This is a genomic window from Cyanobium sp. Cruz CV13-4-11, assembly GCF_024346055.1.
Lineage (GTDB): Bacteria > Cyanobacteriota > Cyanobacteriia > PCC-6307 > Cyanobiaceae > Cyanobium.
Genome location: NZ_JAGQCH010000002.1, coordinates 117,745 through 139,744, shown reverse-complemented (window position 1 = coordinate 139,744; position 22,000 = coordinate 117,745). Strand labels below are relative to the sequence as shown.

25 protein-coding genes are annotated in these 22,000 nt (G+C 69.0%); 12 read left to right on the top strand and 13 right to left on the bottom strand.

The window, feature by feature from the left end; all coding sequences use genetic code 11:
* Positions 1-47 precede the first annotated feature (47 nt).
* The 3 genes from KBZ12_RS02725 to KBZ12_RS02715 form a co-directional block, all read right to left on the bottom strand.
* Entirely contained in the window at positions 48-1,526 is a 1,479-nt protein-coding gene (locus tag KBZ12_RS02725; RefSeq protein ID WP_254956186.1) for a DUF1254 domain-containing protein, read from the bottom strand.
* 174 nt (positions 1,527-1,700) lie between these two features.
* A complete protein-coding gene (locus tag KBZ12_RS02720; RefSeq protein ID WP_254956265.1) occupies positions 1,701-2,033 on the bottom strand; it encodes a DUF1214 domain-containing protein in 333 nt (110 codons plus the stop codon).
* On the bottom strand, positions 1,964-3,175 hold the full coding sequence (locus KBZ12_RS02715) for a DUF1254 domain-containing protein (protein WP_254956185.1): 1,212 nt from the start codon (positions 3,173-3,175) through the stop codon (positions 1,964-1,966). Before KBZ12_RS02715 ends, KBZ12_RS02720 begins: the two co-directional genes overlap by 70 nt.
* 405 nt (positions 3,176-3,580) lie before the next feature.
* On the opposite strand from KBZ12_RS02715, the gene KBZ12_RS02710 reads away from it, so the two are divergent.
* Entirely contained in the window at positions 3,581-4,846 is a 1,266-nt protein-coding gene (locus KBZ12_RS02710; protein WP_254956184.1) for a YdiU family protein, read from the top strand.
* Between the two features lie 113 nt (positions 4,847-4,959).
* Positions 4,960-5,148 (top strand): hypothetical protein, encoded by a 189-nt coding sequence (locus tag KBZ12_RS02705; protein ID WP_254956183.1) that lies wholly within the window; start codon positions 4,960-4,962, stop codon positions 5,146-5,148.
* A gap of 15 nt (positions 5,149-5,163) precedes the next feature.
* Here KBZ12_RS02705 and KBZ12_RS02700 read toward each other — a convergent pair whose 3' ends face one another.
* A complete protein-coding gene (locus KBZ12_RS02700) occupies positions 5,164-5,649 on the bottom strand; it encodes a DUF2062 domain-containing protein (RefSeq protein ID WP_254956182.1) in 486 nt (161 codons plus the stop codon).
* Positions 5,650-5,657: 8 nt separating this feature from the next.
* On the opposite strand from KBZ12_RS02700, the gene mnmE reads away from it, so the two are divergent.
* The 8 genes from mnmE (at position 5,658) to grrM (ending at position 13,006) form a co-directional block, all read left to right on the top strand.
* The gene (gene mnmE / locus KBZ12_RS02695; protein ID WP_254956181.1) at positions 5,658-7,067 is read left to right on the top strand and encodes a tRNA uridine-5-carboxymethylaminomethyl(34) synthesis GTPase MnmE; all 1,410 of its coding nucleotides are present in this window, start codon (positions 5,658-5,660) and stop codon (positions 7,065-7,067) included.
* An 88-nt stretch (positions 7,068-7,155) separates the two neighbouring features.
* On the top strand, positions 7,156-7,893 hold the full coding sequence (locus KBZ12_RS02690; RefSeq protein WP_254956180.1) for a DUF4079 domain-containing protein: 738 nt from the start codon (positions 7,156-7,158) through the stop codon (positions 7,891-7,893).
* An 11-nt stretch (positions 7,894-7,904) separates the two neighbouring features.
* Positions 7,905-8,780, top strand: a complete 876-nt coding sequence (nadC, locus tag KBZ12_RS02685; protein ID WP_254956179.1) for a carboxylating nicotinate-nucleotide diphosphorylase — start codon at positions 7,905-7,907, stop codon at positions 8,778-8,780.
* A gap of 116 nt (positions 8,781-8,896) precedes the next feature.
* Complete coding sequence (gene grrP / locus KBZ12_RS02680) at positions 8,897-9,907, top strand: extracellular substrate binding-like orphan protein GrrP (protein ID WP_254956178.1); 1,011 nt, start codon at positions 8,897-8,899, stop codon at positions 9,905-9,907.
* Between the two features lie 13 nt (positions 9,908-9,920).
* Complete coding sequence (gene grrA, locus KBZ12_RS02675) at positions 9,921-10,319, top strand: GrrA/OscA1 family cyclophane-containing rSAM-modified RiPP (protein WP_254956177.1); 399 nt, start codon at positions 9,921-9,923, stop codon at positions 10,317-10,319.
* 89 nt (positions 10,320-10,408) lie between these two features.
* Complete coding sequence (gene grrP / locus KBZ12_RS02670; RefSeq protein WP_254956176.1) at positions 10,409-11,371, top strand: extracellular substrate binding-like orphan protein GrrP; 963 nt, start codon at positions 10,409-10,411, stop codon at positions 11,369-11,371.
* A 73-nt stretch (positions 11,372-11,444) separates the two neighbouring features.
* A complete protein-coding gene (gene grrA, locus KBZ12_RS02665; protein ID WP_254956175.1) occupies positions 11,445-11,834 on the top strand; it encodes a GrrA/OscA1 family cyclophane-containing rSAM-modified RiPP in 390 nt (129 codons plus the stop codon).
* Positions 11,831-13,006, top strand: a complete 1,176-nt coding sequence (gene grrM / locus KBZ12_RS02660) for a cyclophane-forming radical SAM/SPASM peptide maturase GrrM/OscB (RefSeq protein WP_254956174.1) — start codon at positions 11,831-11,833, stop codon at positions 13,004-13,006. The genes grrA (KBZ12_RS02665) and grrM overlap by 4 nt, the downstream gene beginning before the upstream one ends.
* 49 nt (positions 13,007-13,055) lie before the next feature.
* Here the strand turns inward: grrM and KBZ12_RS02655 are convergent, their stop codons facing one another.
* Positions 13,056-13,334, bottom strand: a complete 279-nt coding sequence (locus KBZ12_RS02655) for a hypothetical protein (protein ID WP_254956173.1) — start codon at positions 13,332-13,334, stop codon at positions 13,056-13,058.
* A 400-nt stretch (positions 13,335-13,734) separates the two neighbouring features.
* Between KBZ12_RS02655 and argS the strand changes: the two genes are divergently transcribed.
* Entirely contained in the window at positions 13,735-15,540 is a 1,806-nt protein-coding gene (gene argS / locus KBZ12_RS02650; RefSeq protein ID WP_254956171.1) for an arginine--tRNA ligase, read from the top strand.
* Here argS and speG read toward each other — a convergent pair.
* A complete protein-coding gene (speG, locus tag KBZ12_RS02645) occupies positions 15,491-16,066 on the bottom strand; it encodes a spermidine N1-acetyltransferase (protein WP_254956170.1) in 576 nt (191 codons plus the stop codon). The genes argS and speG overlap by 50 nt on opposite strands.
* A gap of 76 nt (positions 16,067-16,142) precedes the next feature.
* On the opposite strand from speG, the gene KBZ12_RS02640 reads away from it, so the two are divergent.
* Positions 16,143-17,300 (top strand): histidinol-phosphate transaminase, encoded by a 1,158-nt coding sequence (locus tag KBZ12_RS02640; protein ID WP_254956169.1) that lies wholly within the window; start codon positions 16,143-16,145, stop codon positions 17,298-17,300.
* A gap of 4 nt (positions 17,301-17,304) precedes the next feature.
* Here KBZ12_RS02640 and KBZ12_RS02635 read toward each other — a convergent pair whose 3' ends face one another.
* From KBZ12_RS02635 to KBZ12_RS02605, 7 genes are all read right to left on the bottom strand, one after another.
* Entirely contained in the window at positions 17,305-18,078 is a 774-nt protein-coding gene (locus KBZ12_RS02635; protein ID WP_396100483.1) for an MBL fold metallo-hydrolase, read from the bottom strand.
* Positions 18,079-18,121: 43 nt separating this feature from the next.
* Positions 18,122-18,718, bottom strand: coding sequence for an aminodeoxychorismate/anthranilate synthase component II (locus tag KBZ12_RS02630; RefSeq protein ID WP_254956168.1), 597 nt, complete (start codon positions 18,716-18,718; stop codon positions 18,122-18,124).
* Positions 18,719-18,727: 9 nt separating this feature from the next.
* Positions 18,728-19,189 carry a diacylglycerol kinase family protein gene (locus KBZ12_RS02625; protein ID WP_254956263.1) on the bottom strand — a complete coding sequence of 154 codons (462 nt, stop codon included), beginning with the start codon at positions 19,187-19,189 and terminating at the stop codon, positions 18,728-18,730.
* A 68-nt stretch (positions 19,190-19,257) separates the two neighbouring features.
* Complete coding sequence (gene ybeY / locus KBZ12_RS02620) at positions 19,258-19,794, bottom strand: rRNA maturation RNase YbeY (protein ID WP_254956167.1); 537 nt, start codon at positions 19,792-19,794, stop codon at positions 19,258-19,260.
* A complete protein-coding gene (locus KBZ12_RS02615; RefSeq protein WP_254956166.1) occupies positions 19,791-19,988 on the bottom strand; it encodes a DUF3285 domain-containing protein in 198 nt (65 codons plus the stop codon). The genes ybeY and KBZ12_RS02615 overlap by 4 nt, the downstream gene beginning before the upstream one ends.
* A 22-nt stretch (positions 19,989-20,010) precedes the next feature.
* Positions 20,011-21,136, bottom strand: a protein-coding gene (gene prfB / locus KBZ12_RS02610) for a peptide chain release factor 2 (RefSeq protein ID WP_254956165.1) whose coding sequence is annotated in 2 segments (ribosomal slippage) — positions 20,011-21,060 and positions 21,062-21,136 — 1,125 coding nt in all. Because the reading frame shifts where the segments join, the coding sequence is not laid out codon by codon here.
* Between the two features lie 32 nt (positions 21,137-21,168).
* A complete protein-coding gene (locus KBZ12_RS02605; RefSeq protein WP_254956164.1) occupies positions 21,169-21,981 on the bottom strand; it encodes an FUSC family protein in 813 nt (270 codons plus the stop codon).
* Positions 21,982-22,000 lie beyond the last annotated feature (19 nt).

Sequence of the window (22,000 nt, the reverse complement as noted above, 5' to 3'; positions counted from 1 at the left end):
GGGTGGGTTGTGGGATGCGAGGGCAGGCGTCCAGGCCAAAGGAGGCCTCAGGGCTTGAGCACTTCGATGTCGTTGAGTTGCCAGGCCTTGCTGAAATAGGGCTCGGTGGGGCCGTAAAAGCGGAAGTAGGCGAACCAGCCTTTGCCAGGGGTGGTTTTGATCCAGTTGCTGGCCCCGGCCGGCTGCACCGGTGCGAAAAACACGTCCACCGACCCGTCGCCATTGGCGACAAGGTTCGGCTTGCGGGAGCTCAGGTCGGCGGCCCCCTGGTCAGTGATCAACGGTCCGCGGCTGACGTTGTCGTAGAGAGTGACCGACCAGAACTGCTTCACGGGCGGGTTGGCAGGCACACGCATCCGGTAGGTCTTGCCGCCATCGAGCCAACGCCCGGCCTTGTCCTTGGAGGCTTCAAGGTAGACCTGGCCGAAGCCCAGGAGGCGACCCTGCATGCCGCTGGACATGCCGATGGCCTCGTAGAACCAGGAGGCGCGTTCGTCGAACTGCACCCGACGCTTGTCGGGGGATTCCTGATCGAGATCGAACAGCACGGCGTACTCCCAGTGCTTGCCGGGATACACCGTGGCGCCGGGTGTGCGCTTGTCGAAGGCGATGGTGCGGGCCATCAGCTCACCCACCTGGGCCGATTCGGTCAGCAGCTTCGCCTGGCGCGCATCGGGGCTGAATGGCTGTCCCGCCATGATCCCCAGGGGCGCCAGCATGCCGAACATCATGCGGTCGCGAGGCGCCACGGGCTCGTTGGCATAGAGCTCGCTGAGCAGACGCCAGTAGTCGAGAGTGGCCGGTTGGGCCGATTGCCAGGGTCGTCCCGCCACTGGGATGTAGGCGCTCACGGGGGGATTGGCCCGCTGGTTCCAGCCATAGAGGCGATGCTGCCGCACGGTGGCTTCCGCAGCCGCCTTATCGGGATCGAGGCCGCGGGTGCCGAACCAGATCTGGTTGCTGGGGGAGCGCACGATCCGAAACCCGGGAGCGGCGATCTCCGGGCTGCCCGGTGGAAGGATGAGGTACTTACCGCCGGCTCCCTTGTCCGGGCCGGTCTGGCCCATATCGGTGATCGGCTGCTGCCAGATGTCCATGACCCCACCGGCGGTGAGGCCGGCAGGCACCTCCACCACCAGTGGACCCTGCTTGCCGAGATCCCAGAAACTGAAGGCATAGAGCGTGGTGATGTTTGGCGTGAGCATCCCCGCCTTGTCCTTCAGGGTCTGATAGAGCACCACATCGCCATTTCTGGCACCGAAGGTTTTTGCCTGGGCGTCGTAGAGCGTCTTGAAGCCCACCGCAGGCAAGGCCCAGAGGTAAGCCTGGGTAGCCCGTTGGAAATCCAGCTCGTCGTAGAGCTTCTGAACCGTGGACTTGCTGGGATAGCCATTCTCCCACTGAAGACCACCAAGTCTTGTCTGTTGGACATCAGGTGCTGCAGGCTGCTTGGCTTGCACGCCACTGAAGAGGCTGAGACTGGCAAGGCCGGCGATCAGCGAATTCCGAATGAGCAAGGGCTTCATGTCGTTGAGTCAGTGGTTAATATAACTGCTCATTTGGCAATGGCCCAGCCAGCGCGTGCCATCACCTGGCCACAAGACGCTGGGGGAGGACGCCAAAGCCATGCGGGGGCTGCCCAGGTGAATGGCGTTGTTGGGTGCTCAATCAGAGTGAAGGCTTCGACGTGGATGGCTGCATCACGGCTGCAACTGGATTGGGCCTGGACGCCAGGTTTTATTGAACCATGCTTCTAACGGTCCATAGAGGCGCAGAAGCGTGAACCAGCCCTTGCCAGGGATCGTCTGAACCCAGTTGTTCTCGAAGCCAACAGGGGGCTTGGGCCCAAACCAAACATCAACAGAGCCGTCGGCATTGGTTTTGATTCCCTGGTCCTGGCTGCTGACACTCGGGGCTTTCTGGTCTGTCTGCAGCATGGAACGCGTCTGGGTGTCATAAACGATCACAGACCAGAAATCTGCCACTGGGATGTTGGGCGGCAGGCGCAGCCTGTAGGTTTTGCTGCCATCCAGGCGGTCGCCCTTTGAATCCAGTGAGGCCCAGGGATACTGGGAGCCCTTGCCAACAATCTTTTCTTCCATGGCCGGCGTGACACCGGTTGCGAAGTAATAATAAAAATGGAGCCATCAAGGTTGGCCACGCCAGGGGAGGCTTCGAACTTATAACCACCAAAGAACGGCAATCGCCAGGAGATATTTGGATAAAAGAAGGCTTCAGATTCCCGAATCTTGAGGGCAATGGTTCGTGCCGTCACGGCACCGATGTTGGCGGCGTCGGCGAGAATCTTCTTCCAGCGCTCGTTGGGGTTGAAGGGCTTGCCTTTGACAATTCCGATCGAAGCGAAGAGTCCGAGCGTCGTGGGATCGGAGCCGGAGGAAGGCTCCTCCTGAATCACCTGGTTGAGGAGTGCCCAGAAGGAGTAGTCCCCGGGAGCCACGAAGTTGGCCGGCACACCAGAGGCATTGGCAAACTTGATCGCCGGTGGGTTGGCAGCATTGGAGAGTTGGTAGATCTTCAGATTCGCCTTGACCGATTCCACGCCTGGTTTGGTGGAACCATCCACTAAAAAGGAGCGGAAGAACAGCCAGTTGCCGTAGGTTCTTGGTCTCACAACACCATAGCCTTGCGGGATGGTGCCCTGATACCCAGGGGGCAGGAACAGGTACTTGCCGCCCGCGCCTTTGTCGGCTCCCGTGATGCCGATGTCGGCCACCCAGCGATACCAGAAGTCATTGACAGCACCCAGCACCTTGGGGGGAACTTCGAGCACCAATGGCCCCTTTCTGGTGTCAAGCCAAATGAAGCTGTAGACGGTGTTGTCGTTGGCCGTGAGTTCCACCGTCCTGGGATCTACCAGGTTCTCCCAGATCACGTTGGTCGTGTTAACGGGGCCGAACTTGCGCAGCGATTCGCGCCTGCCGGCCTGATTCACCATCGGGATGGCCAGCAGATAGGCCTGCAAGGCGCGGGACCGATCCAGGTTGTCGTAGATCTTCTCGATTGTGTCCGGCTTCGGAAAGCCATCGATGAGATTCAATGTGCCGATAGAAGTCTCGAGACGGTCAGGGGTGGCAACTCCAGGCGCAACTGACGTTGTCATCTTGAAGGTCTGAGCTGTCGCAGCGGTGCCAAAGCTTGCAACAATGGCTGCCACGGCCAGGCCAGTGCCTAGTTGGTTTGACGACCTCATCTCGACGGCTCCTGGCTCTGGTGGGTGGGTCTTCTCAGTCTGGCCGCATCTGCGGAACTGGGATGGGCTCCGCACGCCGCACCTCCTGGTGGCGAGCCAGAGAGTGGGGCAGAGCCACCTTTCCCCACCCCGCCGCCAGATCAGTGAGAGGCCTTTCTTCTCCCCTTTGCTGCTCTGCTTTGCCGCTCTGCACCGTGATCGGCCTGCGCTCCACGTCGAGACCCTGGATCCGCAGCCGCAGGACCTCCATGAACCGGAGGCCACTGCCATGGAGGACCCGGCGGCATCACCACGGGCACCCGCCGTTTTGCCCGGCCCCGGCCCGGCCCCGCCCTGCTCCCTAGGGTCGGCGCGATCCCGGCATCGCCCATGTCCGCCCGCCCCAACCCCCTGCTGGGCCTGCGATACCACGGCTATCAGTTCGGCATTTACAACCCCCTGCTGGGGGATGGCCGCGGATTTCTCTACGGCCAGCTGCGCGATCGCTACGGCCAGCTGCAGGACCTGGGCACCAAGGGCTCCGGCACCACCCCCTGGAGCCGCGGCGGAGACGGGCGCCTCACGCTCAAGGGAGGGGTGCGGGAGGTGATCGCCAGCGAGGCCCTGCAGCGCCTCGGGGTCACCACCAGCCGCACCCTCTCACTGATCGAAACCGGCGAAGATCTCTGGCGCGGCGATGAGCCCTCCCCCACCCGCAGTGCGGTGATGGTGCGCCTGGCCCGCACCCATCTGCGCTTCGGCACCTGCGAGCGACTGCTCTTCCTGCGCCAGCCGGCCCAGCTGGAGCGGTTGCTGCGCCATGTGGTGGCCATCCACTACCCCCATCTGCCGGCGATCCACGGCGATGGCGAACAACTGCTGCTGGCCTTCTATGGCGAACTGGTCCAGCGGGTGGCGCACCTGGCGGCCGAATGGATGGTGGCGGGGTTCACCCACGGGGTGCTCAACACCGACAACATGTCGCTGGCGGGGGAGAGCTTCGACTACGGCCCCTTCGCCTTCCTGGACGCCTGGGATCCGGGCTTCACCGCCGCCTACTTCGACCACAACGGCCTCTACGCCTACGGCCGCCAGCCGCTCGTCTGCCAGCACAATCTGCGGCTGCTGCAGGAGCCCCTGGCGATGCTGCTGCCCCGGGCTCCCCTGGAGGCGGCGCTGGAGCCGTTCGGCGAGGTTTACGACGTCCACTACCGCCGCTGCCTGCGCCGCCGCCTCGGCTTCGACGCGGGGCCGGTGCCGGCCGAGGCCCTGGCCGACCTCCCCGATCCGGTGCTCCCCACCCTGCGGCTGCTGACCGGCTGGCCCGTGGCCTATGGCCGCTTTTTCACCGCCCTAGCCGAACGGATCCAGGTGGGAGGGCTGCCGGCCACGGCCGACGACCTGGCGCCCTTCGTGCCCGAGGGCCCGGCCCCGCCGCGGGCCGAATGGCTCGCCTGGCGGGACGCCTGGTGGCATGGGAGCCACGCCGTGGCGGCCACTTCCGGCACCACCGGCGGGGCGGCCATCAGCGCCTGCCTGCAGCGCTGGAACCTGCCGGAAACGCCGGTTCGGCCGGTGATCGAGCGCCTCTGGGCGGCTATTGATGCGGGGGACGACTGGACGCCGCTGCAGCAGTGGCTGGCGCAGACGGTGTGATCGGTGCGGGTCCGCCGACGGGGGAGATGGCCCGTGTCAGGGGCTACAGCCCACCAGGGCGGCGTCTTCTACAACACCTCGAAGCTCAGGCTTTTCTCCATCGCAGCGATGCCATGACTTCCGAACAGGCTGCCCAGCTCATCGACAACACGCTCGATCTGGTGCATCAGCGCCTGCAGGATCTGGAGTCGCAATCGCTCGACCACGAGCACAGGGCCCTGGCGGCGGAATTTCGCGAATGGCGCCAGCCCGCCGGTGGCCACATCGACCTGATGGTGTTTCCGGGGCTGGCCGAGTCCTGAGGCTGTCCGCCTTCCTCAGGAGGCCCGCTGGCGGCGTTGCAGCCAGCGCAGGCACAGGAGGCCGCTGAGGGGAGCCAGCACGACGCCCACAACGGCCGAACCGAGCAGCAGCCGGGAGGTGAAATCCCAACCGAGCTGGCGCAGGGTCTCGTGATGCAGCAGCGGACCGCCTGGCCAGCCCTTGCCGGGTCCCAGCAACAGACTGCCCAGCTGATAGTTGAACCAGATCATCGGCACGTCGGTGATCGGATTGCTGATCCAGGTTCCGGCGGCGGCCAGGAGGTGGTTGCCCCGCACCAGGCTGGCCAGCGCCACCCCCAGCAGGGTCTGGAAGCCGAAGATCGGAAAGCAGCCCATGAACACCCCCGCCGCCAGCCCCCGGGCCCGCTGGCCGTGGCTGCCCTCCTGGCGCCAGATCCATTCGATCGCCTGGCGCAGCTTTCGTCGCACGGTCCGCACCAGCCGCGGCAGGGATAGAGACTGGGGGCGAAACGGTGCCATGCGATCCAGTGACGCGGGGTGAGGGCACAGATGGGTCGAACCCTAACGGGGATACCATCGCCGCCATCGCCACCGCCGTCGCCGCCGGGGCCGGCAGCGTGGCGATCGTGCGGCTCTCCGGTCCGACGGCCGAGGCGATCGGTCGGCGCCTGTTCGTGGCCCCTGGTGCCCAGTCCTGGGGGAGCCACCGGGTCCTGTACGGCCATGTGGTGGACCCGGCCGATGGCCGGCGGGTGGATGAGGCCCTGCTGCTGCTGATGCGGGCCCCCCGCAGCTTCACGCGCGAGGATGTGGTGGAGCTCCACTGCCATGGGGGCCTGGTCGCCGTGCGGCGGGTGCTGGAGCTGGTGCTGGCCGCGGGCGCCCGCCTGGCCGGGGCCGGGGAGTTCAGCCAGCGGGCCTTCCTCAACGGCCGCCTCGACCTCACCCGCGCCGAGGCGATCGTCGAGATGATCGCCGCCCGCAGCCGCCGGGCGGCCGAGCTGGCCATGGCGGGCATCGACGGCGGTCTGCAGCGCCGCATCGGCGGCCTGCGGGAGCGCCTGCTCGACCAGCTGGCCGAGCTGGAGGCCCGGGTCGACTTCGAGGAGGACCTGCCCCCCCTCGACGGGACGCTGGTGCGGGCCGAACTGGAGGCGGTGCGGGGCGAGCTGGAGCGGCTGGTGGCCGAATCCCGCCAGGGGGAGCTGCTGCGCGAGGGCCTGCGGGTGGCCATCGTCGGCCGGCCCAACGTGGGCAAATCCAGCCTGCTCAACCTGCTCAGCCGCCGCGAGCGGGCCATCGTCACCGACCTGCCGGGCACCACCCGCGACCTGCTCGAAAGCGACCTGGTGCTCGATGGGGTGCCCCTCACCCTGCTCGACACCGCCGGGATCCGACCCACGGACGACCGGGTGGAGCTGCTGGGCATCGAACGCAGCCGCCAGGCCCTGGCGGGAGCCGATGCGGTGCTGCTGCTCTTCGATCTGCTGGCCGGCTGGTCGGCCGCCGACCAGGCGCTGATGGCACTGGTGCCCGAGGGGGTGCCCCTGCTGCTGGTGGGCAACAAGTGCGATGCCCTGCCGGAGGGGGCCGCCCCTGCCGTCGTCCCGTCCGCCCCGCCGGAGGTGCCCCTGGTGCGCATCAGCGCCCTCACCGGCGCCGGCCGCGACGGCCTGGTGGCCGCCCTGCTGGGTCTCTGCGGCGCCGGCGAGCTCCAGGGCTTGCAGGTGGCCCTCAACGGGCGCCAGCGGGAGCTGGCGGCGGCAGCGGCCTCCAGCCTGGCGCGCTGCCTGGAAGCTGCCGACCAGGGCTTGCCCTGGGATTTCTGGACCATCGACCTGCGCGGCGCCATCGCCGGCCTCGGGGCCATCACCGGCGAGGAGGTGAGCGAGGCGGTGCTGGAACGGATCTTTTCCCGCTTCTGCATCGGCAAGTAGGCGCCACGGCGGCATCAACAAACGCCCATCCCGGTTGACCGCTTAACCTCCGCCGTCAATGCTTTGACAAACGCACTCCAGCAGGCGGATGCAAACGGTCGACTGGCTCTGGATCCTGCACCCCGCCCTGGCGGTGGTGCTCATCTATCCCCTGATCGGCATGGTGGTGCGGCTCGGGGTCCAGGCCCGGCAGCGCCGGGTCGAGAAGGCGAAACTGCCCCCCACCACCGGTCGCGACCACGCCGACCTGGGCCAGTGGCTCTCGGCGGGCGTGGTGCTGCTGGTGCTCGTGGCCCTGACGGTGGTGATCGTCACCAAGCAGCCGCCGGAGGGCTTCACGGGCGGTGGCGGCCGCGCCCTGCAACTGCTGCTGGTGCTGGTGGGCACCGTGGTCTCCCTGCTGGCCCTCTGGCGGGTCAAGGCCAAGGGCTACCGGCTTGTCTTCGCCCTGCTCACCTGGGCCGGGGTGCTGGGCCTCGGCGCCCAGCCCGAGGTGTGGCGCCTCAGCGACAACCCGCTGAGCCCCGCGTTCTGGCAGTCCCACTATTGGGCCGGGGTGGCCGTGGTGGGGCTGATGATCTTCTCGCTGGCCGCCCGTCCGGAGATCCTCAAGGAGCTGCGCTGGCGCCGGCTGCACCTGGGCGCCTCGATCCTGGCGGCGGTGCTGTTCGTGGCACAGGGGATCACCGGCAGCCGCGACCTGCTGGAGATCCCCCTGGCCTGGCAGAAACCCACCATCTATGCCTGCGATCCGGTGAAGCGGGTCTGCCCGCCCTTCGCCCCGCCGCCGGTGTCCGCCCCCCCCGTCGGCGCCGCCGGCAGCTGAGGCCCCCCGTGATGTCATCCGATGGGGCCCTGGCCCCGGTGCTCTCCTTCACCCCGGCGCTGGAGGACCAGCTGCGCCGCTGGCTGGATGAGGACATCGGCCGCGGCGATCTGACGGCCCCGGCCCTGGTCGGCCGCACCGGCCGGGCCCACTGGATCCCCCGCGCCGACGGGGTGTTCTGCGGCGGGGTGCTGGTGGGGCCGCTGCTGGCGCTGCTGGATCCCCGGGCGTCGGTGCGGCTGCTGGTGGGCGATGGGGAGCCGGTGGTCGCCGGCCAGCGGCTGCTGGAGCTGGAGGGGCCGGCGGCCGCCCTGGTGGCGGCGGAGCGCACGGCCCTCAACCTGGCCATGCGCCTCTCGGGCATCGCCAGCGCCACCGCCGCCCTGGTGCAGGTGCTGGCGGGCACCGGTGTGCGACTGGCCGACACCCGCAAGACCACCCCGGGCCTGCGGGTGCTGGAGAAGTACGCCGTGCGCTGCGGCGGCGGCACCAACCACCGCCTCGGTCTCGACGATGCCGCCATGCTTAAGGAGAACCACCTGGCCTGGTCGGGGGGCGTGGGGCTGGCCATCGCGGCGGTGCGGGCCTCGGCCCCCTGGCCGGCACGGGTGATCGTGGAGGCCGAGACCGCCGCCGAAGCCGAGGCCGCCGTGCGGGCGGGGGCCGATGCGGTGCTCCTCGACGACTTCAGCCCCGCGGCGCTGGCGGCCCTGGTGCCCCTTCTGCGGGCCCTGGCGCCAATGGTGGTGCTGGAGGCCTCCGGGGTGCGGCCCGAGCAGCTGGCGGCCTACGCCGCCACCGGCATCGATCTGATCTCCACCAGCGCCCCGGTGACGCGCAGCCCCTGGCTGGACCTGAGCATGCGCTTCGACCCCCTGCTGGCCTGAGCCGGGACCATGGTGAAGAATCGCCGCACTCCCCCGGCACCGATGGCTCCGCCCCCGATCTGTTGCCAGAGTGGGCGCCGATGACCCCCGAGCCGACCCGCGTGCCGCAGCGATCCGTGCCGTCTCCAGCCCTTCCGCAGCCAACCCCTCCCCAACAGGCCGCCCCGATCGGCCTCGCCGCCTGGGCCCGACGCTGCGCCGTGGCGGGACCCTCCCTGCTGCTGGCGCTGGTGGCGGCGCTGGGCGGCCCCACGGCAGCCAGGGCCGAATCGGTGCTCGAGCAGGCGGCGCGCACCGGCGAGATCACGATGGCCGGCCCCACCGACATGGTGCCCTTCGCCTACCTCGATGCCGGCAAGGCGCTGGTGGGTTACAGCCTCGATGTGGCCCGGTTGATCGAGGCGGAGGTCTCCACCTATCTCAACCGGCCGGTGAAGATCGTCTACACCGCCAATGCGGATCCGCTGGCGGTGTTCCGTGACGTGAGCCGCGGCGATGTGGACCTGGCCTGTGGGGTCCAGTTCACCTGGGAGCGGGAGATGTTCGTCGACTTCTCCATGCCCTTCGCCCTCTCGGGCATTCGCGTGCTCACCCGGCAGGGGGGGCTCGACGGCTCAGCGGCCTCGATGGCGGGCAAGCGGATCGGCGTGGTGAAGGACTCCCTGGGCAGCGCCACCATCGCGGCCGTGCAGCCGACGGCGGTGCGGGTTCCCTTCGCCGGAATCGAGCCGGCGGTGCGGGCGCTGCTGGCCGGCCAGGTGGATGGCGTGGGGGGCGATTCCCTGTTGCTCGCCGGTGCCCTCCAGAGCCTCGGCGGCAAGGGTTACAGCCTGGTGCCCGCGGAGGCCTTCTCCCGCTTTGCCGTGGGTTGCATTGTTCCGGAGGACAATTCCACCTTCCGCAATCTGGTCAATCTGGCCATCGCCCGGCTGGTGCAGGGCTACCTCGATGATGAGCCGACTGCCGTGGCCAGCGTCAACCGCTGGCTCGGTCCGAAGGGAATCCTGGAGTTGCCTCCCGAGCTGATCAAGGCCTATTTCCAGTCCGTTCTGCTCAACTACGAACGGGTCAGGCCCCTGCCGGCAACGACCCCATCGGCGGTCGCCCCCACCTCACCTGCCCGTTAAGGAGATCCACCCCATGTCCATCACCTCCCGCGCGGCCCTGCTCGGTTTCTCCCTGGCCTTGGCGGCCCTGACCGCTCCGGCTGCTGGCCAGGCGGCCCTGCAGCCCACCTCGGCCAGCGGAGTCTCGATCGAGCAACGGTTGCAGCGCATCACCGCGGCGATCCGAGAACAGGCTGACGGGAGCGGGGCGGACGGCACCTCCGTCGGCGATCAGCGGCTGGCCTACGGCTTCGCCAACGGCGGCCGGGGCGGCTTCGCCAACGCAGCCCGGGGCGGCTTCGTCAATGGCCACCCCTATTACGGCGGCGGCGGTGGCTTCCGCAACGGGGGCGGCGGTTTCGTCAATGCCAGGGGCGGGGGCGGCTTCGTGAATGGGGGCGCCATGCGCGGTGGGGCGTTCCGAAACTGGTAGGTCCCAGGCCGGGGCGTTTCAAGCCCCAACGCGGCCGTGGGCAAGCCCGGAAGCCGCCCTTAAGGTGCAGCACGTGCACGGTTCTGCCCATGGCTTCTCCTGCTGCGCGGGTTCCCGCCGGTTCCGTCCGATCCCACCGCAGCAGGGCCCTGGCCCTGGGGGCCCTGGCCTGCCTCTGGCCCCTGGGGGGCCTGGCCCCGGCGCGGGCCGCCGACGCCGTGCTCGAGCAGGCGGCCAAGTCGGGCGAGGTGCTGATGGTGGGTCCCGCCGACAGCCCGCCCCTGGTCCAGATCGGGCCGAAGGGGGAACCGGAGGGGTACGCCATTGATCTGGCCCGCCGCATCGACCGCCAGCTGAAGGCGGAGCTCGGCAACGACGTCCGGATCCGTTTCGTGCCCGTGGACAACACCGCCGTCACGGTGGGAGCCGTTTCCAGCGGCAAGGCCGGCCTGGCCTGTGGTGTGCCCTTCAGCTGGGAGCGGGAAAAGCTGGTCGATTTCTCCCTGCCGATCGGCCTCTCCGGCCTGAGGCTGCTCACCCGCAGCGGCACCCTGGACGGCTCGCCGTCCTCCCTCGCCGCTCAACCGATCGCGGTGGTGGAGGGGTCCCTCGGGGCCGGTCTGCTGGGTTCGCTCCAGCCCGCCGCCAAGGCGGTCAGCTTCCCCACCCTGGCCCTGGCCGTCACGGCCCTGGAGCAGAAACGGGTGACGGGGGTGCTGGGCGATGCCAACGTGCTGGCCGGCCTGCGGCACCAGCGCCAGCTCTCGGGCGTGGCACTGGTGCCTGAGCAGCCCTATGTGAGCTATGGCGTCGGCTGCATCGTGCCGGAGAACAATTCCAGGCTGCTGAACGTGGTCAACCTGGCCATCGCGGGCCTGCTCCAGGGCTATCTGGAGGGCCGCCCCGAGGCCGTCGCCAGCGTCGCCCCCTGGGTCGGCCCCAGCGGTGTGCTGGTGGTGCCCGCCGAGCGGGTCCGCGCCTTCTTCGAATCCGTGCTGCTGACCCGCGAAGGTTTCCAACTGGCGGCCCCTTCAGCGGCGGCTCCCCGATGACCTCCCGCACCTCCGCCCTGCGGCGGCCTGATCGCCCCGTCCCGCTCCTCCCTCCTGTCCTGGCAGCCCTCCGATGACGAACCACCCCCGTTCCGGTCTGTTCGGTTTCCTGCTCCTGCTGGCGGCCCTGGCCCCCGCCGGCGCTTTGGCCCAGGCAGCGTCCCCTCTGGAGGCCGCGCCTGGGTCGATCGACGCCCGCCTGCGGCGCATCTCCCAGGCCATGGGGCCGGAGTCGCCCGACCCGGAGCCAGCGGAGGGTCGGGCCAAAGCCCCCGATGGCCGCCTCGCCTACGTCTTTGTGAACGGGGGCGGGCCCCGTTTCGGCTGGGGGAATGGCGGCTTCCGCAATGGCGGCTGGGGCAACGGCGGCTTCCGTAACGGCGGCTGGGGCAATGGCGGCTTCCGCAACGGCGGCTGGGGCAACGGCGGCTTCCGTAACGGCGGCTTCCGCAACTTCTGGTGATCGCCACCGGTACCCCACCACCGGGCAACCCGGAAGGCTTCGGGCCGTTGCAGCTGCTGGTGGTCCAGCCCACCCCCTACTGCAACCTCGACTGCGACTACTGCTACCTGCCCAACCGGGACGACCGTCACCGTCTGCCGCTGGAGCTGCTGGAAGCGGCCCTGGAGCGGGTGCTGGAGAGCCCCTATGTGGGCGGCGATTTCACCCTGCTCTGGCACGCCGGTGAACCGCTCACCGTGCCGATCGCCTTCTACGACGCGGCCAGCGCCTGCGTGCGGCGGGCCCAGGAGCGCTGGCAGGGGGAGCCCCTGACCATCCACCAGTCAGTGCAGACCAACGCCACCCTGATCAACGAAGCCTGGTGCGACTGCTTTGAGCGCAACGGCATCTCCGTGGGCGTGAGCATGGACGGGCCGGCCTTTCTCCACGACGTCCACCGCCGCACCCGCACCGGTCTGGGGACCCATGCCGCCACCCTTCGGGGTATCGAGCACCTGCGCCGCCGCGGCATCCCCTTCCAGGTGATCGCCGTGATCACCGAGGAGTCCCTCGGCCATGCCGATGCGCTGTTCGCCTTCTTCATCGAGAACGGCATCAGCGAGGTGGCCTTCAACATGGAGGAGACGGAGGGGGAGAACCGGGTGTCCACCCTCAGCCGTCCCCATGCCGAGGCGGCCTATCGCCAGTTCCTGCAGCGGTTCTGGGAGCTGTGGCAGGAGCACCCCGAGCGGATGCGGGTGCGGGAGTTCGAGGGCATCTGCAGCCTGGCCCAGGCGGATGCGCGCCTGGAATGCACCGACATGAACAACCCGTTCGCGATTGTCAACGTGGATGCCCGCGGGGCGATTTCCACCTTCGATCCCGAACTGCTATCCGTTCAGACCGACACGTACGGCGACTTCGTGCTGGGCCATGTCCAGAGCGACAGCCTCGTGTCGATTGCCGCCAGCCCCAAGTTCCAGCGCATCCTGGCGGACATGCGCGCTGGCACCGACCGCTGCCGCGCGGAGTGTGCCTACTTCGGCCTCTGTGGCGGCGGCGCCGGCAGCAACAAATACTGGGAGCACGGCACGTTCGCCTGCACCGAAACCCAAGCCTGCCGCTACCGCATCAAGCTGACGGCCGATGTGGTGCTCGCCGGCCTGGAGGAGGCGCTGGGGCTGGTGTCCTGATTGTTTGCCTGTGGGCCGTCAGGTCAGAGGCCGGCGCGTGGGCAGGGTGTCACAGGAGGGGCTGGGTGGCGACCAGCCAGGGGGTGGTTGGTGAGCTTTCGAGGCCGGCGGCGGGGAATGACGATGCCAGAAGATCGGTGCTGGTGGGGTTGGAGGAGCCAAGGGAGGCAGGCTGAGCGAGGGCCAGGAACGACGTGTTGGTGAACGTCGGATTCGCGGGCAGGAGTTGATCGAAGGTCGCCGTAGGGCCGCCGATGATGGGGTCGATTACATCGGTGGTGGCGTTCTGTGGCGCGCCGGTGAGGGGTGTGCCCGAGGCATTGACCATGAACTGTTGCTGGGATCATGGTCCCTTCCAAGCCTCTGGGCCCCCTGCGCAGGGCTGTGCTTCCAGCGCTGCGCCTTGCCGCCCCCGCGTCGCTCGCAGCACATCAGCTGCAGAAGCGATTTCCGTTGGTTTGGGCGACCTGACACATCGACTTGCTTCGGCCGGCCAATCCCCCGCGATGGGAAGGCAACTCATTGTGCCTGTTTCTTTCGGCCTGTGGGCTTGGCAGGGCTGGAAAGCCTGCCGCCCCACTGGAAGCAGCGGATCCGGGAACGCGGCAAGCACCTGCTGCGACCCCCTAAGGAGCCTCCAGGCTGAAGCTGGATGATCTTCTGACCGACCTCCGCCCCGCTGGGGAGGATGATCGTCTCCACGCCTGCCGTTCGACCGGTTCCGCTCCATGCTGCGCATCGCCCACGCCCTGAACAGCCATCTGCTGGGGGCCCTGGAGAGCGCATTCCCCGAGGCGGCCGCCGCCGCCCGGGAAGCCGGTATGCCGCTGGATCCCCAGCTCGGGCCCGCCTCGAAACCGGAGTTCGGCGATTTTCAGGCCAATGGCGCCCTGGCCCTGGCCCGGCCCCTGAAGCTGGCGCCCCGGGCGATTGCCTCGGCGATCGTGGCCCAGCTGGAGGCGGATCCCGGCTTCGCGGCCCTGTGCCTGCCGCCGGAGATCGCAGGCCCCGGCTTCATTAACCTCACCCTGAGGCCTGAGGTGCTCGCCGCCGAGGTGGGCCGCCGGCTGGCCGATCCGCGCCTGGGGGTGGAGCCCGTGGCCCCCGGCGGCGCACCGGTGGTGGTGGATTTCTCCAGCCCCAACATCGCCAAGGAGATGCACGTGGGGCACCTGCGCTCCACGATCATCGGCGATGCCCTGGCCCGGGTGCTGGAGTTCCGCGGCCATCCGGTGCTGCGGCTCAACCATGTCGGCGACTGGGGCACCCAGTTCGGCATGCTCATCACCCACCTCAAGCAGGTGGCTCCCGAGGCCCTCGACACTGCCGACGCCGTCGACCTGGGCGACCTGGTGGCCTTCTACCGCCAGGCCAAGGCCCGCTTCGACAGCGACGAAACCTTCCAGACCACCTCCCGCGAGGAGGTGGTGAAGCTGCAGAGCGGCGATCCGGTGTCCCGCCGGGCCTGGCAGCTGCTGTGCGACCAGTCGCGCCGGGAGTTTCAGCGCCTCTACGACCGCCTCGACATCCGCCTCGACGAGCGCGGCGAATCCTTCTACAACCCCTTCCTGGAGGCGGTGGTGGCCGACCTGGCCGCCGCGGGCCTGCTGGTGAGCGATGGCGGTGCCCAATGTGTGTTTCTGGAGGGCCAGGACGGCACGGCCAGCCAGGCCCCACCGGTGATCGTGCGCAAGAGCGACGGCGGCTTCAACTACGCCACCACGGATCTCGCGGCCATCCGCTACCGCTTCGGCGCAGCCCCCGACGGCGACGGCGCCTGCCGGGTGATCTACGTCACCGACGCCGGCCAGGCCAGCCACTTCGCCGGTGTGTTCCAGGTGGCCCGCCGTGCCGGCTGGATCCCGGAGGGCGGCCATCTGGAGCACGTGCCCTTCGGGCTGGTGCAGGGGGAGGATGGCAAGAAGCTCAAAACCCGCGCCGGCGACACCGTGCGACTCAAGGAGCTGCTGGATGAGGCGGTGGAGCGCTGCGAAGCCGACCTGCGCCGCCGTCTGGCCGAGGAGGAGCGCCAGGAGGACGGCGACTTCATCAGCGAGGTCGCGACCACCGTCGGCCTGGCGGCGGTGAAGTACGCCGATCTGTCCACCAACCGGATCACCAACTACCAGTTCAGCTTTGATCGCATGCTGGCCCTCAGCGGCAACACCGCCCCCTATCTGCTCTATGCGGTGGTCCGGATCGCCGGGATCGCCCGCAAGGGCGGTGCCGATGCCGCCGGCGTTGCCTTCCCCGCGCCCCTGGTGTTCGGCGAACCCCAGGAGTGGGCGCTGGTGCGCCAGCTGCTGCAGTTCGACGCCGTGATCCTGGAGGTGGAGCAGGAGCTGCTGCCAAACCGGCTGTGCAGCTACCTGTTCGAGCTCTCCCAGGTGTTCAACCGCTTCTATGACCAGGTGCCCGTGCTGAAGGCCGAGGAGCCCGCCCGCGGATCGCGGCTGGCGCTCTGCCGCCTCACCGCCGACACCCTCAAGCAGGGCCTGGGTCTGCTGGGCATTCCCACCCTGGAGCGGATGTGATGCCGGCTGATCTGGCCAGATAATCCTCCTGAAGGATGTACATGCGTTTGACGTCGCGATACTGGCCTTCGATGAAGAACTCGCCGACCAGGTGGCCCTCTTCGGCGAAGCCGCATTGCTGATACAGGTGCAGCGCCTTGGCGTTGTCAACGGCGACGGACAGGTAGATCTTGTGCAGGTTCAGGATGGTGAAGGAGTAGTCGAGGGCTTTGTGGATGCAGAACCTTGCAAAGCCTTTGCCCTGGTGCGCAGGGGCCACGATGATCTGGAATTCAGCCCGGCGATGAATGTAATCAATCTCGATCAACTCCACCAGGCCGATCAGTTCCTTGTCCTTGTTCTCGACGACAAAGCGACGCTCGGCATTGTCGTGAATATGGCGGCTGTACAGCTCTTCCAGTTCGTCGAAGGACTCGTAGGGTTCTTCGAACCAGTAGGCCATCACGCTTCTGTTGTTCACCTGGTCGTGGATGAACCGCAGGTCGCCCCGTTCCAGGGCCCGCAGGGCCAGCTCCGTTTTCGCCACCGGATTCCAGCTGCAGCTGATCAAACGGTAGGGCTGCGCTGCAGGATGGCTTCCGTAGCGATTCGATTCCGGCGCCTTGAGCAGCCCGACCCCCGGCGAGAGACCGGCCGTTTCGTCAGGCCCCCTGGCCCGTCCCGAAGTGGAAACCCTCACGGCCTACAGCGCCCCCCTGGAGGGGCGCCGTGGCCTGCTGCGGCTCGACTTCAACGAGAACACCATCGGCCCCAGCCCGCTGGTGGTGGAGGCGATCCGCGCCATCCCGGCCGATCACTACGCCATCTATCCCGAATACGACGGCCTGCGGGAGGCGGTGGTGGCCTCGCTGGGGGGCCGAGGCCTCACGCCGGCCCACATCGGCCTGTTCAACGGCGTGGACGGGGCCATCCATGCCATCTTCCACGCCTTTGCTGCCCCCGGTGATCGCCTGCTCACCACCAGCCCCACCTTCGGCTACTACACCCCCTGCGCCCGCATGCAGGGCATGGCGATCGAGGCGATCCCCTATCGCCTGCCCGCTTTCGATTTCCCCCTCGAGGAGATCCGCTCGGCCCTGGGTCCTCCGGGATCAGCCACTGGTGCCCCGCGGATCCTGCTGATCTGCAACCCCAACAACCCCACCGGCACCCGGCTGGCGCCCGAGCGGATCCTGGAGCTGGCGGCGGCGGCGCCGGACACCCTGGTGGTGGTCGATGAGCTCTACGAGGCCTTCACCGGCGACAGCGTGCTGCCGCCGCTGCTGGCGGGCGGGGCGGCAGCCGACCCCTTCGCCGCAGTTCCCAACCTGCTGGTGCTGCGCTCCCTGGCCAAGACGGCCGGCCTGGCGGGCCTGCGCATCGGCTTCGCCATCGGCGCACCGGCGTTGGTGGAGCGGGTGGGCCGGGTCTGCGGCCCGTACGACATCAACAGCTTCGCGGTGACGGCGGCCCTGGCCGCCCTGGCCGACCAGGCCTATGTGGACGCCTACGTGGCCGAGGTGCTGCGGGCCCGCGACCGGCTCCTGGGCCAGCTGCGGCAGGCGGGGGTGCGCCACCACGCCGCCGGCGGCAACTACCTGCTGCTCTGGCCCCGTCGCCCCGCAGCCGAGGTGGAGGCCGACCTGCGCCAGGCGGGCATCCTCGTGCGCTCGATGGCCGGCAAGCCGCTGATCGACGGATCCCTGCGGGTCAGCCTCGGCAGCGGCGAGCAGATGGGCCGGTTCTGGCAGGCCTACCGCCTGATCGACGGGCTGGGGTGAGGGCTCAGCGCAGCACCTCGACCACCACCCCGTCCCCCAGGGGCGGCACCAGGCTGAGCGAGGGGCCGCTGCGCCGCACCGTGGCGCCCGCCATCGCCTTCAGGAACGGCTCCACCGATCCCTGATCGCAGTTGGCCGGGGGCTTGCCGCCGTTGTACTGCACTGGAATCACCCGGCGGGCCTGAAGCTCACGGGCCACTTCGGCGGCCTCCTGGCCCGTGTAGACCTTGCCACCTCCGCCGACGCCGATGATCAGCACGTCCGGGCGGCCCAGCAGCACGCGATCGGCGGGGCTGAGGCGGCCGGCGGTGCCGCCGAGGTGGGCGATGTCGAGGCCGCCCTGGCGCCAGCGCCAGAGGGTGGCGTTGCCGAAGCGGCGGCCCCCGACCCGGTCGTGGGGGGCGGCGATGCCTTCGATCTGCAGCCCGGCCAGCCGGTAGGAGCCCGGCTTCACCAGGAACTTGCCGCTGGCCACCTGGGCGCCCTCATCCTTCAACAGGCTGCTGGCCAGGATCACATCGGCGCTGACCCGGGGCTCGCTGAGGCCGGCGGCGCACCCCACGGCCTGGAAGGGGTTGACCAGCACCCGGGCACCGCCGCCCTGGATCATCAGGGCGCTGTGGCCCAGGCTGGTGATCGTGACACCGCCACCCTTCTGGGCCATCGCCGGCAGCGGCAGGGTGAGTCCGGCCGCCAGGGCCAGACTGAGCCCCAGGCGCAGGCCGGTGGTGGTGGTCCGGCGCTGGGACGCGGCGGACCTGCGGGTGGGGTGAACCATGGCGTCGCGTCTGGCCCCACCGGACCCAGGATGTGGCGCGAAACTAGCAGTGGGAGGCCTGGCGCAGGAAATTGGCCAGCAGCTGGTGACCGGCCTGGGTGAGCACGCTCTCCGGGTGGAACTGCACCCCCTGCAGGTGGCGATGCTGCCGGTGCTGCAGGCCCATGATCGTGCCGTCCTCCAGCCAGGCGGTGATCTCCAGGCAGTCGGGCAGGGTCTCCCGCTCGGCGATCAGGCTGTGGTAGCGGGTGGCGGTGAGGGGTTCGGGCAGGCCTTCGAACACCCCGGCGCCCCGGTGGTGCACCGGTGAGGTCTTGCCGTGCATCAGCTCGCGGGCCCGCACCACCCGCCCCCCGAACACCTGGGCCAGGCACTGGTGACCCAGGCACACCCCCAGCACCGGCAAGCTGGGTCCCAGCTCCCGCAGCACCTCCTGACAGACCCCGGCCTGGTCCGGATCGCCGGGGCCGGGAGAAATGAGGATCGCCGCCGGTTCCAGCGCCCGGATCTGCTCCAGGTCGAGGGCATCGTTGCGTTCCACCCGCACCTCGGCGGCCAGGGGGTGATCGGCGGCCAGTTCACCCAGGTACTGCACCAGGTTGAAGGTGAAGCTGTCGTAGTTGTCGAGAACCAGAAGCATGGGGATGGTCTAGACGCCGAGGCGGATCAGCAGGGGGGGCACCAGCAGCAGCAGGGCGATCAGCAGCGACGACAGGGCCGCCACCAGCACGGCGGCGGCGGCGCAGTCCTTGGCGATGCGGGCCAGGGGGTGGAACTGGCGGCCGATGGCCAGATCCACCACCGCTTCGGTGGCGGTGTTGAGCAGCTCCAGCACCAGCACCGCCGCCACCGTCAGTACCAGCACGGCCAGGCGATCGGCGGCCAGCCGCAGCCACAGCCCCATGCCGAACACCAAAAGGCCGGTGAAGACATGGATGCGGAAGTTGCGCTGGCTGGCGAAGCCGTAGGCCAGACCCTGGGCGGCATAGCGGAAGCTCGCCGGCAGGTCGCCGGCCACTTTCCATGCCCCCACCCGCAGGCGCCTGCCACGCCGCTGGACGTCGTTGGTCACGTCCCGCAGGGCCGGCGGATGTTCCTCGGGAACGAGCATCGGCATCGCACCGCCGTTGGAGGGACAAGCGGCACCCTACCGCCGATGGCCGCGGCGAACAGCCCCTGTCAGGACGGTGACGCCAGCAGCAGCGTCGTCTGCCGCTCCAGCATCGCGGCCAGGCTGTCGTCATCGGGGTGATCCCAGCCCAGCAGGTGCAGCAGGCCGTGGCTGGCCAGAAACAGCAGCTCCTCCGCCAGGCCGTGGCCCGCCGCCTCGGCCTGCCGCCGGGCCGTGTCGAGCGAAATGACGATGTCACCCAGCTCCAGCCAGTCCGGCTCCGCCCCCGCGGGGGCCGGCGGCGCCTCCTCCTGGGCGGCGAAGGCCAGTACGTCGGTGGGGCCACTCTGCTGGCGCCAGGCCTGGTTGAGCTCCGCGATCGTGGCGTCGTCCGTGAGCTCCAGACCCAGGCTGTAGCCGGGTGCCCGCAGCTGGGCCGGCAGCTCCGGCAGCAGCTGGGCCAGCCAGGCGCCGAGGTGGGAGCACCAGAGCGCCTCGGCCATGGCGGGATCCGCCAGGGGCTCCGGGGACGTGGCCCCAGCGGCGGCTCCGGGCTCCAAGCTGAAGGCCAGGTCGATCTCCGGCGCCGCCCCTGGGGTGGTCATCCGGGCAGGCTGGGCCGCCCCAGCCAGGCGATCAGCAGCAGGAAGCCGCTCAGCCCCAGGGCGGTGAGGCCGAAATGGAGCAGGCTCTGGCGGCCCTTGCGCACCATGTTGCGCATGGCGAGCTTCACGAAGCTCGGGTTCTCGCCCACGGCCTCGGCGGCGGGGGTGGGCTCGGGGCTGGGGCGCTCGGGCATGGGTGGCGCTGGCTCAGGGGGATCAGGCGGCCGTGTCGACGGCGATCTCCACACCCTGGCGCAGCAGCGACTGGATGAAGGGATCCAGATCCCCGTCCATCACCCCCTGCACGTCGGTCGTCTCCTGGGCGGTGCGTAGATCCTTCACCATCTGGTAGGGATGGAAGACATAGTTGCGAATCTGGTTGCCCCAGGCCGCTTCCACGATGTCGCCGCGGATGTCGGCGATCTCGGCGGCCCGCTGCTCCTGGGCGATCACCAGCAGCTTGGCCATCAGCAGGGCCATGGCCTTCTCCTTGTTCTGGAGCTGGGAGCGCTCCTGGGTGCAGCGCACCGCCAGGCCGGTGGGGATGTGCAGGATCCGCACAGCCGTCTCCACCTTGTTGACGTTCTGGCCGCCGGCGCCACCGGAGCGGGAGGTGGTGACCTCCAGGTCCTTCTCGGGGATGTCGAGCTTGACGTCCTCATCGAGCTTGGGCATCACCTCCACACCGGCGAAGCTGGTCTGGCGCTTGTCGTTGGCATTGAAGGGCGAGATCCGCACCAGGCGGTGGGTGCCCTTCTCGTTGCGCAGGTAGCCGTAGGCGTAGCGACCGTCGATCTCGATCGTGCAGCTCTTGATGCCGGCCTCCTCCCCTTCGGAGAGCTCGTCCACGGTCACCTTCATGCTGTGGTCCTCGGCCCAGCGGGTGTACATCCGCATCAGCATCAGGGCCCAGTCCTGGGCGTCGGTGCCGCCCGCACCCGCATTGATCGAGATGACGGCGCCTTCCTTGTCGTAGGGGCCGTTGAGCAGGCGCTCCAGTTCCCAGCGGTCGAGGTCGGCGCGCAGCGACTGCAGGGAGGTGTTGGACTCCGCCAGCAGCTCTTCGTCGGGTTCCAGGTCATAGAGCTCGAGCGTGGCCTGGCCGTCGCTGACGGTGGCCCGCCAGGCGGAGAGTTGCTCCAGCTGGGCCTTGACGTCATCCAACTGACGCATCTTCTTCTGCGCCGTGGCCTGGTCGTCCCAGAAGTCGGGCTGGGAGGCCAGCTGCTCCAGGTCCCGCTGGCGTGCTTTCAGGGCCGGTACGTCAAAGACAGTCCTGGGCATGGCCCAGGCGGTCGGTGAGCTCAGAGAGGTCGCGCTTGAAGTCGGTGAGATCCAGCAAGGGGAAGCGAATCCGGCGATGGATCGACCCTATCAGCGCCCCGCATCCAGCGGCCCCGGGCGCTGCGGGGACCCGGGCAGCCGGATCAGGGCGTCCGAGAGCAGCAGCAACCGACTGACGATCAGCAACTGGTTCCGGGCGTCCTGGGGCGGCGGATCCGCGGTCGGCAGCGCCGCGCTCATCACCGTGCTGCCGTGCTGCAGCTGCTGCTGGGCCCGCAGCACCGCCCCGTCGTGGGACAGTCCTGCCAGCAGGGCATCGATCCGGCCCAGCAGACCTCGCTCACTGTCCTGCAGGCGCTCCAGCGGTGAGCGGAACCAGAACAGGCGTACGACGGCCATGCCCAGCAGCAGCCCGAGCAGGTGCCAGCCGGTCCTGTCCACGACGTACCAGCCCCCCATCCGCTCGTGGGCGGGAACCGCCAGGATCAGGACGGTCATGATCACCGCGTCCATCAGGGTGGCGGGACTCAGCCCCAGCCGGCGTCCCAGCAGCTGGATGAGGACGTACCCGATCCCGATCGCGAGCCAGTTGTGCAGGGCCTGGGTGAGCAGCACCACCACGGCCCCTCCGAACACGGTGCCCACCATCCGCGCCCAGGCCGCCTCGCGCGATGCCTCCAGTGTGGGGAGCAGGCTCCGGGCGGCGCCGTAGACCACATGGAAGCCGTCCACCGCGTTGACGTCCGGTCCGGCCGCGGCGTGGATGCCGGCCGCGAGGAACCCGGCGAACCCCACCTGCAGGGCGTTGCGGATCTGCTGGGCGAAGGGGGGTGCATGGAGCCGACGGACCATGCGCCGCCGGGGTATCAGGCCCCAGGATGCCGGGCCTGGGCTGATCGGCATGGGGAACGGCCAGAGGACC